An 11,669-nucleotide genomic window follows, 5' to 3' on the forward strand; every position below is an offset into this window, starting at 1 on the left:
GCGGTGACGTGCCACTGCCGTCGCCCGAGGCCTCCTTGTCCCGTCGTCCAACTACCCGAACGCTCTCGACCTTGTCGGGCCTAGGCATCGCCGCCTTGGCATCATCGGCCATAGCTCAGGACCGATCCGCTCCAAATGCTGCGACCGCAGAAACGACGTTGGAGGAGATCTCTGTCACCGCTGAGACCGCCGCAGCCGCGGCGCCGCAAGTCGGGCCGTCCGCGAGCGCAGGCTACGTCGGGGGTACGACTGGCATCGGTGGCATCAGCAGGCCCGTGGACTCCGCCAGTGCCAGCGTCATCACGGGGGCGCAGCTCAACAGCCGCCCGGTGACGCGCCCGGGCGAGGTACTTGAGGCGGTGCCGGGCCTGATCGTCACCCAGCATAGCGGGGAGGGGAAGGCCAACCAGTTCTTCCTGCGGGGGTTCAACCTCGACCACGGGACCGACATCGCCCTATTCCTTGATGGCATGCCGCTGAACATGCGCACCCATGCCCATGGGCAGGGCTACGCCGACATCAACTTCCTGATCCCGGAACTCGTCGGTGCGGTGGAGTTCCACAAGGGGCCGTACTTCGTGCGTGACGGCGACTTTGCCTCGGCGGGCTCGGTTCGGATCGACTACCTCGACACGACCGCGAAGAATGTCGCGCTGACCTCAATCGGCTCGTTCGGCTACAAGCGGGCGTTGTCGATCACCACCGTGCCGCTCGGTGAAGGCAACCTCCTCCTGGCTGGGGAAGCCCAGGTTTACGACGGCCCATGGGTCGTCCCTGACGCCCTGCGCAAGATTAATGGGGTCGCCCGCTACAGCCAGGGCACGGCACTCGACGGGTTCTCCGTCACCGGTATGGCCTACGCGGCCCGTTGGACTGCCACCAACCAGATCCCCGAGCGCGCCATCACGGAAGGGCTGATCAGCCGTTACGGCACGATCAATCCCACAGACGGCGGCGACACCTCGCGCTTCTCGCTGTCGGGAAAGTTCAGCGCGACGGACGACACCGGGGTGACGCGGGCCTCGGCCTACGTGATCCGGTCCCAGCTTAACCTGTTCAACGACTTCACCTACTTCCTCAACGATCCAGTCAATGGCGACCAGTTCCATCAGCTTGATCAGCGCATCATCGGTGGCGGCGAGGCCCTGCACATCTTCCAAGGCGACCTGTTCGGGCGGCCGATGGAAAACGAGATTGGCGTCCAGACCCGCACCGACTCGATCCGTGTCGGCCTGTTCAACACCACGAACCGACAGTACCGCTCGGGCGTGCTCGATGACCGTGTGCTAGAGACGAGCGGGGCTTTCTACTTCGACAACCGGGTCCGCTGGACGGACTGGTTGCGGACCTCGATCGGCTTCCGCGCGGACGGCTACTACGCCAGCGTCGTCTCGGACACGCCTGCGAACTCGGGCAAGGCGCGCGACAGCATCGTCAATCCGAAGCTCGGCCTGACCCTTGGGCCGTGGTTCGACACCGAGCTGTACGTGAACTACGGCGGCGGCTTCCACTCGAACGACGTGCGCGGCGTGACCGCCACGGTCGATCCGTCAAGCGCGCTGTTCAACACCACCCGCTCGCCGTTCCTGGTGCCGTCGACCGGCTACGAGATCGGCCTGCGCAACCGCTCGATCGCCGGACTGGAGACCAGCCTGGCCCTGTTCCGGCTCGATTTCGCCTCGGAGAACCTGTTCCAGGGCGACACCGGCACCACCGAGCCGAGCCGCCCTACCCGGCGTTTCGGTGTCGAGTGGACCAACCGCTACGCAGTGACGCCGTGGTTGTCGTTGGAGGGAGATCTGACGATCACCAACGCCCGCTTCTCTGACTACGACCCGGTCGGCAATCGCGTGCCGGAGGCGCCTACTACCATCGCGTCGGCTGGCGTCACCTTTGGCGAGCCGCTCGGCTGGTTCGGATCCCTGCGGTTCCGGTATTTCGGGCCGCGGCCGCTTATCGAGGACAACTCCATCCGCTCGCGACCGACCGCGTTGTTCAACGGCCGGGTCGGCTACGCCTTCGAGAACGGGATCAGCGTCTCCCTCGACGTGCTGAACCTGACCAACAGCAAGTCCGACCAGATCACCTACGCCTACGTCTCGCGCCTGCCCGGCGAGCCCGCCGAGGGTCTGATCGACCGCGTGTTCCACCCGGTCGAGCCCACGGCCGTGCGCCTCACCATCGCGGGTCGGTTCTGAGGCTACAGGAACAGGACGACTCTTTCGCCACAGGCGACTGAAATCGTTGGTAGATCCACAACTGTGCGTTGACGCAGCTCGCGCCCGTGCCTTACCCGCTGGACATGAGCGCGCTTCGGCCAAGCTGGGCTGCTGTCCGCGTGGCCGTCGCCGTGGCCGCGCTGTACGCGCTCGCGCTGCAGAGCTTCCTCGGCGGCGTGCTCTCAGTCAGCCTCTCCGGGCCGGACCATCACCTCTGCGTCGGCGCCCCAGGAACGGATGATAGTGGGCCAGCCAAGCCGGCGCCCGCTCATGCCGGCTGCGACTGCTGCACCGCGGCCCATGTCCATCCGGCAAGCCATGTCCCCGTTCTCGCAGTGTCGACCGTCGTCTGGCCGCGTCGCCATGCCGTGAGCCTCGCCTGGCGGCCTGAAGTCGTCGCCGTTCCCCGCGCTCCCCCACGGTTCCGAGCACAAGCGAGAGCCCCGCCCGTCGTCTGAGCTGATCGCCACATCCCGATCACCCAGATTATGGACGTCCCATCATGTACCGCATACCTCGGGTCGAGCTGTACGCCGCCCTGTTGCTGACGCTGCTCGCCTCCACGTCGGCCTTCGCCCAGTCCGTCGCCTCGCAATCCGTCACCCTCCCCGAACTGAGCGTGGCGGGCTCCTCCGCACCGAGCGTCGGAACCTCGTCCACACCGGGCGAGAGTTCCGGCTCCGTCACGGTGCCCAGCGTCGCTCAGCAGCGCGCCGCTGTGAACTCGACCGTCGGCTCGGTCGCGTTTGTCGATGCCAAAGACTTCCAGGATCGCTACGCAAACACCCTGCGCGACGTGCTGAAGGACGTCCCTGGCGTCTACGTGCAGGAGCGATACGGACAGGAGTTGCGCCTCTCCATCCGCGGTTCCGGCATTGCTCGCGGCTTCCACCTGCGTGGCATCGAGGTGCTTCAGGACGGGATCCCGTTCAACCTCGCCGACGGCAGCGGCGACTTCTACCAGATCGACCCGCTCGCCCTGCGCTCGGCCGAGGTCTACAAGGGCGGCAACGCGCTGACCTTCGGCGCCACGACGCTGGGCGGCGCGGTCAACTTCGTCACGCCCACCGCCTACACGGCCTTCGCGCCCAACATCCTGCGCATCGATGGTGGCAGCTTCGGCACGATCCGGGAGAACTTCCAGTTCTCGCGCATCTCGGGGCCGGTCGACTTCATGGTCAACGGTACCTTCACCAACTCGGACGGGTTCCGGGACCACGAGTCTCAGCGCACCCAGAACTTCAACGCCAACATCGGCTACCAGCTCGCGCCCGGCGTCGAGACGCGGTTCTATCTCGGCGGCTACCTGACCGAGCAGAAGCTGCCCGGCTCCATCACGCTCGGCCAGGCCCTCAACACGCCGCGGATCGCCAACCTCTCGGCCATCACTGGCAACCAGTCGCGGCAGGTCGAGACTGAACGGGTCGCCAACCGCACCTCGTTCCTGCTCGATGTCGGCAAGCTCGACATCGACACCTGGGCGATCCACAAGAACCTCTACCACCCGATCTTTCAGGTCATCGACCAGGACGGCTGGACCTACGGCATCAGCCCGCACTGGGCCGGCACCTTCGATGTCGGCGGCTACCGCAATGATACGATCTTGGGCCTGCGCGCCTTCGCGGGCCAGAACTCCGCCCAGCAGTTCGTCAACATCCAGGGTCAGCGCGGAGTGCCGACGCTGAACGCCCTGCAAAGCGCCTCGAACTACGAGGCGTATGGCGAAAACCGCTTCTGGTTCCTGCCCGATGTGGCGCTGATGACCGGAGCCAAGCTGTTCTCGTCGAACCGCACCTACAGCAACAAGGGCGGTCTGCCGGCGAGCCCGGCCGTGCAGTACGGCAACATCACCTACGAGGGGGTAAACCCGAAGATCGGCCTGCTGTGGCAGCCGCTGCCGGACATCCAGGTGTTCGCCGACATCACCCGCTCGCGCGACGTGCCGGACTTCAGCGATCTGGTGCAGCAGAACCTGATCAGCGCCACCTTCGTGCCGCTCGCGGCCCAGCGCGCCTGGACCTACGAGGCAGGCTCCCGCGGGCACATCGACCGGCTCACCTGGGACGTGACCCTCTACCGCGCCGAGTTGCACGATGAGCTGATCAACTTCTCGACCAACCCGGGCCTCGGCATCCAGGCGGCGACGTTCAACGCGCCTCGCACCATCCACCAGGGCGTCGAGGCCGCCGTCTCGCTCGATCTCGTCAGAGACCTGACCGGGATCGGTGACACGCTCGCCGTTACCCAGATCTGGACGCACAACGACTTCCGGTTCGTGCGCGACCCCGTCTACGGCAACAACCGCATCGCCGGCATCCCGGATGATGTGCTGCGCACGGTCCTCAGCTACCGCCACCCGAGCGGCTTCTACTTCGCCCCGTCGGTAGACTGGGTGCCGCAGGGGGCTTTCGCGGACCACGCCAACACACTGCAGGCGCCTGGCTACGCGCTGTTCAACATCCAGACCGGCATCGACTTCGCCAACGGCGTGTCGCTGTTCGTGGACGCCCGTAATCTGACCGACGAGCGTTACATCTCCGACATCGCGGTGGTGAACAACGCCCAGGCGGCGGCCGGCGGTGCAGCGGCGCTGGCGGCGTTCTACCCTGGCAACGGCCGCAGCGTGTTCGCGGGGGTGCGCGCCTCGTTCTGAGCCCTAAGCGGGTCCTCACCGCTGCGCTGGCTCAAACCAGCGTGGCCAAACGGCCAGCATCCCACCTCGCCCTCCACCAGTCACTCCTCGGATCCTCGGCCATGCACCTCGCCACTCGCCTCGCGCTCGTCGGCCTTGTTGCGCTATCAGCGACAGAGGCACAGGCTCACGCCGTAATGGAGCGGAAGGAAGCATCACCGGACGCCTCCTATCGGGGCGTCGTCCAGATCACCCACGGCTGCGCTGGGTCGCCGACCACACAGGTCAGCGTGACGATCCCCGAGGGCGTGGTCGGCGCCAAGCCGATGCCCAAGCCCGGCTGGCAGGTGACGACCACCAAGGGCGCTTATGCCAAAGCGTACCCATATTACCACGACGCCATCTCGGAGGGGGTGAAGACCATCACCTGGACCGGGGGACGCCTACCCGATGACGAGGTCGACGAGTTCACCTTCTTTGCGCGGATCTCGGACGCCTTCGTGCCCGGCCAGACCGTGTACTTCCCGGTGCAGCAGGACTGCGACAAGGGCAGCTACAGCTGGAGCGAGATCCCTCCTGCCGGCACGTCCGCGCATTCTATGAAGACGCCCGCTCCCGGCGTGCTCATCGTTGCCGCGCAGGGTGGCGCGCCGACCCCGGCCCCGATCAAAGCCGGCGCTCTGTCCATCCAGGTACCGTGGGCGCGCGCAACGCCGAACGGCGCCAAGGTGGCCGGTGGCTATCTGAGCATCACCAACGCCGGAACCGAGCCGGACAAGCTCACCGGAGTTTCCCTCGACAGGGCGAGCCGCGGCGAGATCCACGCGATGTCGATGGACGGCGGTGTGATGAAGATGGCCCCCGTCGAGGGCGGCCTCGTGATCAAGCCCGGCGAGACTGTGACGCTGAAGCCCGGCGGCTACCACCTGATGTTTACGGACCTGAAACAGCCGCTCGCGAAGGGCGACAAGGTCGACGGCACGTTGACCTTCGAGAAAGCTGGAACGGTTCCGGTAGCATTCACTGTCGAGGGCATTGCGGCGCAAGCTCCGAACGCAGGGGAGCATCAGCACGAGCACTGATCCGAATGGGGATGGTCGAGATCCTAACCCATGTTACAACCATCGGACTTCTAGTTGCAGCGAGCGGGCCTCAGCGAGGATCATGCAGAGGCCTTCAATGATTGGAATGATCCGCGGTCGGTGGACTTCAGAGCGACCCTACATGGGCCACACGGACGAAAGCCTGCGCCGGAAGATCGAGAGCAAAGCCCTCAGCGAAACCGTGAAGGAGCTTGCACGGCAGGAACTGCTGCCACGGACGCGCATCGAGATCAGATAGCAGCCCCTCCACGCCGCCGCGCTCGGCTACCTGTCGCGCCACGCTCATGACGCGACGGCGGCCCTGGCCGTCCTCAATCAGGATTGGTCACAGGACTGGATCAGGCTGCCCGCAAGCGGACCTACTGAACTTCAGATAAGGGTCGACACCAGACGGATGATCACCTGAAACTGAATGTCGGCTATCGGGCATCGAGCTGATGTCAGCTCTTGGCGCGTCTCGGACCCAAGTGACCGGACGGCGCTTTGACGCACGGCTGCGCGTGTCGAGCGCGTGTCCCACCGGCTACATCGCATCCAACCCCTCTCTACCTGCGCCTGGACCCCAGGCAGCCCCACCGCCGCCCCCACCGCCGAGCCTCGCTTGCCGTGCGGTCGCCGCCGCCCTCCCACGCCTGCCTACCCTGCGCCGGTGTCGGCGTCCTACGGCGGCGCCTGTTCACTACTCTGCCCATCCCGGGAACCACGTCCCGGCCGCACCCCCGCGGTCGCCACGAGGCCCCCCGACTATGGACGCCACCATCCCGCTGCCGCGGCTCGCCGATACCAGCGACTTCCATGACTCGCGCAGCATCCCGACCGCACTCGCCGACACCGCCCGCGCCGTCCTCGACCCATCCGGCTTCGGCGCACCCCCGTCCCACCTGCCGCTGATCCCCGAGACCGCCCGCCGCCGCCATGCCGTCTTCGTCCCCGCAGACCACCGCTTCAAGGCCGCCGCCCGCTTCCTCCAGGCGCTCTGGCGCGAGGACCGCGACCTGCCGATCGGCACGCATATTGACCGCGCTAATCCGCACAGCGTCCGCCGCCTCGGCTCGCGCATCTCGATCGCCGCCGGCCGCACCGGCGCCAACTTCATGAACGCCGAGATCGCCGCCGTGGCGGCCCGAGCGTTGATCTACCGCGAGCCCGGGTCCGCCTACGACATCAGCCGTCTGCGCACGAACCTGCTGTCCTCACAGCCGCTCGCCTTCAACCTGTTCGGCTCACTCGCCGCCAACCCCGCTCTCGCCACCCGCTTCATGGCCGAGCTGTTCCCCGCCCTGCTGGCGCAGGTCACAGACATCCTGTTCGAGCATAGTCCCGGCCGTGGCGACCCGCGCTTCACCGACGACCGAACCGCCTTCGATGTTGTCATTCGGGGCCGCACCGCGACCGGCGCCCGCGCGCTGATCTGCATCGAGATAAAGTACAGTGAGGCCGGCCACGACCCTGCGCCCCCGCCCCATCCGCGCCACGCCGAGATTGCGCGCACGACGCCCGGCCTCTTCATCGCGCCCGATGACCAGACGCTGACCGGCCCGGCCTGCCAGCAGCCCTACCGCCAGCACTGCCTCGCCGCAGCGACGATCGCAGCCGGCCTCGCGGACACGGCGACGCTCGCGTTCATCGCCCCCGCGCACAACCAACTCGCACACGCCGCGGCCGCAACTTACAGCCGCCAACTCACCGACCCGCAGGCCGGCCCGATCCCGTTCGTGCCGCTGACCCTGGAGCACGCCTTCGCAGCGCTAGCCGCCGCCGGCCAGCCCGCGCACGCGGCCGCCCTCCACCGTCGCTACACCGACTGGTGGCTGCTCGACGGCGAGCTCGAACTCGCGATGACGGCCGCAACGGCAGATGCGCCAACGCCGGACAACGCGCCGATGTCGCCCGTACCGACCGACGCCCCCTTCGTCGTAAACCCGGCCACGGGCGAACGACCGCGGCGCGTCCGCGCCACGACGCGCACACGCGCTGCCGCCTGACGCACCTCGCGACGATCAACACGAGACGGCTCGGGCCGGCGGCAACCCCATGCCGCCGGCCCGAGTCCATTCTGGTGCACATCCGCGCGATCGCGGACACACCCGCGGCACCGACCCACCAGCACCCGCCCATCCCGCGATTCTGCCCAGTTCGCGCCCCGCGCAGGTGTTTGAAACTAGAGCGCCCTCGCCCCCGCAATTCCGCGCAAAACGGGCTAATCCGCGACCCGCGAGCTGTAGCTCGCCCCCGCGGCGACAGCCGCCCTTCATGGGGGCGTCATCAACGCCAGCGGCGCGCAGAGCGCTCGTTCATTCTGGCCGCTTTGGACATTCCGACATCTCGACGAATGACCGGGTCTGGCCGAAAACGGAATGGCCGGTTTGGAGCGACAGAGGGGTTGAAGCGGCCCACTGGGGACGGCGTCGCCTTGAGCGAACTCGACTCCAGAGGGAGGAGGTTCTGGGCCCTCCCGCCATGCGTGTCATGAGATGGTCAGCCTGCCGTGATGTGGAGGATACATCACCAGTGCGCCCGAGCGCGGCACCGATCTCGCCCGGATCATGACCAGAGCGGCCACCGCAACGCGGACACCGTCATGACCTACATTCGGCGGCCGAACACCGTCAGAGGGCACAGCGGGAGCGGATTTCTGTAGGAGGAACAGGCCTATTACGGAGGTAGCTCAGGAGCGGTTCGCGGCCATCGTCGCTGAGAATATCGTCTCAGCTTACGAGCGTTTCCGCGAAGAGTAGTACCTGCCGGAGCGACGTGGGGTCGCGGTCGCGGGCTTCCTGCGCGAGTTGCTGGCAGTGATGCCGACCACCTCGGGCGCCGTCCATCCTACAGCCTGCAACCGGTACCTGAGCACCTTGCCGGATCACTGTTGGTTCAGCGCACGGGTCAAGACGATCGAAACCAGTGCTGGGTCAGTCACCCTGGAAGCAGAGTGAGTGTTGTGGCCGCTCAGGTCGGTGCGCTTCGTGGAGGTACAGCCGTCGCTCGGCCACATTCGCTGGGCGAACGCCTTCAAGTCGCACTCGAAGCGCCAAATGTTAATTGCTAATTCGCACTGAAGCTACCGCCGTCGAGAATAACTGCAGCATTGCCGATGTAATATCGCCGCCTGATGCGACTGGGAAATAGAGACCGTCCGATGCGCAAGCCTTCAACATCGGACCAATGTTGTTTTCATACGGTTTGACATAGGAATTATAGAAACCGTTATCATAAATTGGCAGATATTGCGTGTAAATGATTCCAATGCGAACATTATTATTTTTGAGCGTATTGCATGTCGATGGGCTGAACGGACCAATGAAGCGGTTGCTCGTATACTGAAAACCTGCACTCTTATTTGTGACGCTTCCTCCAGTATCTTCAACGCCATCAGTGACAAAAAATAGAAACCGGATCGGCGAACCTGCAGTGGTACCGGTGCCGCTCGCGGGTATGGTCGTGTTCATCTTAGCAATCGCACGCTCGAAATCAGTTTGATTGTCATCTTGGTTGTAGTACGCATAAGCAATATCAATACTTGGAGCGGCTGTTTTGATCTGGCTCAACGTCGGCGTCATCGCCTGCAGCCGGGTTTGCGTGGTCGAATCATTGAAAATCCACATCTCCATCTGAAATTGCTGGGCGAGAGACATACTGGAATTGGCTTGGTCTACGAGCGCTGAAACCGCATCTCTCAGTACCTGAATGCGGAGTTTGATATTGTTCTTCTGTGCGATGTGATAATTATCAGTCGTGCTGTCGCCAGTCACTCTCCCCTTCTTGTCGTAGGTATGTTCATGACACGCAAATGCACACCCGCCTGTAACGAGCTTCATGTTGTTCACGTCGGTATCGGTAGCTGCGAGCCCCATGGATGGCGAAGTGTCGAGCAACAGGTAGAAATTTATGTACTGAAACAGGTTGCGCGTGCTCGATGAAGCTCCGTCAAAATACAATGCTGGCACCTTCATGATGCTGCCGATTGTCGTCTTGATGTTGGCTTTGTAGCTCGCGGTCAAACTCAACGTCGAGGCCCCATTCACGACCGGACCGGGTGTGAAGCTGTTGACCGTCACGCCGGGCACTTTCGCAGCCTCAGTGCGAAACTGCGTCTCCAAGGCCGTGAGACTGGATTGAGCGATGGTATTAGATTTTTGCGCCATCACCGCGAGCACCGCGCCGTCGAGGGCGGCGTCGAGTTGAACTTTTGCAGCGTTGCGCCGGCCGTAGTCGACCGCCGCGCCCGTCGCGAACAAGACCGGAATGGACATCAGCGCGAACATGATCGCGACCTGACCCGATCGGGCACGTCCAAACTGTTCTGTGGAGGTGCGAAGGCGCCGTGCGCCCTGTCTTGAAAATCGCAGCACGACCCCTCAAGCAACTCAGCTATAATTCGGACAGGCGGCTCCGCCTGGCATGACGATCTCGTTCGTAGTGCGCTCGGCCCAGGGGATCTGGCGCGTGAAGGTCAGTTGCCGCGTCCCGAAGATCCATCTGTAGAGGCTGCTCCCGATGAGCGGCGTGTAGGTCATCGAAACCTCGGCCAAAATGTAGCGAGCGCCGTCGAACTGGTAGGTGGCGGGCGCGGCAGGCACGCCGTTGGTGCCAGCGATCACCAGACGCGCGCGTGCCGTGGCGTTCTGGGCCCAGCTTGAGCAGACGCCGCCAAAAAGAGTACCGCCGACACTCTCGACGCCCATCGCGCTGACGACGATCTGCAGTCCGGACACATCGAGCGGTTGCATGATCGCGCTCGCAGCGGAGGCGATGGTCGTCATGTCGGACGCTGACGGGCTCGGGTTGTCAGCCCGGCCTGAGAGATCAGCGAGTGCTCGGGCGAATAGGGTCAGCTTGCGAGTCGTATCGCCGATGCGCGTCAACTCGACGGTTCCGAAATAGATCGTCACCAAGGCGGGTAGGATCATTGCGAATTCGATCGCGGCCACGCCACGCTGATTTGTGCGGAAGCGAGTGAACATGGCGCAGCTCACGAGCATACCGACTTGGTGTTGTAGGGCTCGACCTTGAACACAGTGGCGGCTTGGAGAACGCGACGTTTGTTCGGTAAGGTCGCCACCGTGGATCCGAGCAAGGGAAAGAAGACTGGTACATCTACTGCCGCTTGGACAATCATGATGGCAGAAGCGCCAGCGCAGGTGTAGCCCTGAAAACTCGGATTCCAATCGCTGATATGCGTCGACGAGTCGATGGCTACAGGGGAAACTGTAGAAGCGCCGGAAAAACTCGCCGCTTGGGTGACGCTGACGCGCACGTTGGCACAATTGAAGATCGTCAACCGAACCGCGCCATTCGGCATCGTGCAGATTGCGCTTCGGAAGTTGGCTATTAAAGTCGTGGAGTTGGTGATGCCGGCGTTCGTCGTCTGGAACTGACCGGTGTAGATCTGTCGTCCGGCATCGACGACGGCCTGCTGAAGGATCTCCTGCTCCCAGTAGACCAGGCCATTCTCCAGGCAGGCACAGATCAGAGCGAGGAATGGCAGCCCGAGCAGGCCAAACTCTACCGCTGTCGCACCTTCCCCCGCGCGGTAGAAACGCCGCAGGACCCACAGGCAATTTCGCAATCGTCGAGTGACGGCCAAGTGTGCCGGCTCGTGGCCCATCGGTCGCCCCAAACGTCTGCCTCCTGCGTCCTCGGCAGGCGTCGCGCCGGCTACAATAAGGTCGAAGCGATTGACGATCCGTTTCTAAAGCCACCAGAAATTGAAAT

Annotated in this window: 7 protein-coding genes; 4 read left to right on the forward strand and 3 right to left on the reverse strand. The window is 64.3% G+C overall.

What is annotated here, in order from left to right; genetic code table 11:
* Positions 1–167: 167 nt before the first annotated feature.
* The 4 genes from Q8W67_RS23140 (at position 168) to Q8W67_RS23155 (ending at position 7,939) form a co-directional block, all read left to right on the forward strand.
* Positions 168–2,198 (forward strand): TonB-dependent receptor, encoded by a 2,031-nt coding sequence (locus tag Q8W67_RS23140; protein WP_305550168.1) that lies wholly within the window; start codon positions 168–170, stop codon positions 2,196–2,198.
* Positions 2,199–2,721: 523 nt separating this feature from the next.
* Positions 2,722–4,872, forward strand: coding sequence for a TonB-dependent receptor (locus Q8W67_RS23145; RefSeq protein WP_305550162.1), 2,151 nt, complete (start codon positions 2,722–2,724; stop codon positions 4,870–4,872).
* 101 nt (positions 4,873–4,973) lie between these two features.
* Positions 4,974–5,933: a DUF1775 domain-containing protein gene (locus Q8W67_RS23150; protein WP_305550163.1), complete on the forward strand. Its 960-nt coding sequence runs from the start codon at positions 4,974–4,976 to the stop codon at positions 5,931–5,933.
* Between the two features lie 767 nt (positions 5,934–6,700).
* On the forward strand, positions 6,701–7,939 hold the full coding sequence (locus Q8W67_RS23155) for a hypothetical protein (protein WP_305550164.1): 1,239 nt from the start codon (positions 6,701–6,703) through the stop codon (positions 7,937–7,939).
* 1,053 nt (positions 7,940–8,992) lie between these two features.
* Here the strand turns inward: Q8W67_RS23155 and Q8W67_RS23160 are convergent.
* The 3 genes from Q8W67_RS23160 to Q8W67_RS23170 are packed head-to-tail and all read right to left on the reverse strand — an operon-like array spanning position 8,993 to position 11,541.
* Positions 8,993–10,306 (reverse strand): TadE/TadG family type IV pilus assembly protein, encoded by a 1,314-nt coding sequence (locus Q8W67_RS23160; RefSeq protein ID WP_305550165.1) that lies wholly within the window; start codon positions 10,304–10,306, stop codon positions 8,993–8,995.
* A 15-nt stretch (positions 10,307–10,321) separates the two neighbouring features.
* Complete coding sequence (locus tag Q8W67_RS23165) at positions 10,322–10,918, reverse strand: TadE/TadG family type IV pilus assembly protein (RefSeq protein ID WP_305550166.1); 597 nt, start codon at positions 10,916–10,918, stop codon at positions 10,322–10,324.
* A gap of 8 nt (positions 10,919–10,926) precedes the next feature.
* The gene (locus tag Q8W67_RS23170; RefSeq protein ID WP_305550167.1) at positions 10,927–11,541 is read right to left on the reverse strand and encodes a TadE/TadG family type IV pilus assembly protein; all 615 of its coding nucleotides are present in this window, start codon (positions 11,539–11,541) and stop codon (positions 10,927–10,929) included.
* Between the last annotated feature and the right edge of the window lie 128 nt (positions 11,542–11,669).

The organism is Methylobacterium sp. NEAU K, from assembly GCF_030700285.1.
Classification (GTDB): Bacteria; Pseudomonadota; Alphaproteobacteria; order Rhizobiales; family Beijerinckiaceae; genus Methylobacterium.

Coding starts and splice junctions, on each gene's coding strand:
- Q8W67_RS23165 (WP_305550166.1), bottom strand. CDS start 10,918: ATGTTCACTCGCTTCCGCACAAATCAGCGTGGCGTGGCCGCGATCGAA.
- Q8W67_RS23150 (WP_305550163.1), top strand. CDS start 4,974: ATGCACCTCGCCACTCGCCTCGCGCTCGTCGGCCTTGTTGCGCTATCA.
- Q8W67_RS23145 (WP_305550162.1), top strand. CDS start 2,722: ATGTACCGCATACCTCGGGTCGAGCTGTACGCCGCCCTGTTGCTGACG.
- Q8W67_RS23155 (WP_305550164.1), top strand. CDS start 6,701: ATGGACGCCACCATCCCGCTGCCGCGGCTCGCCGATACCAGCGACTTC.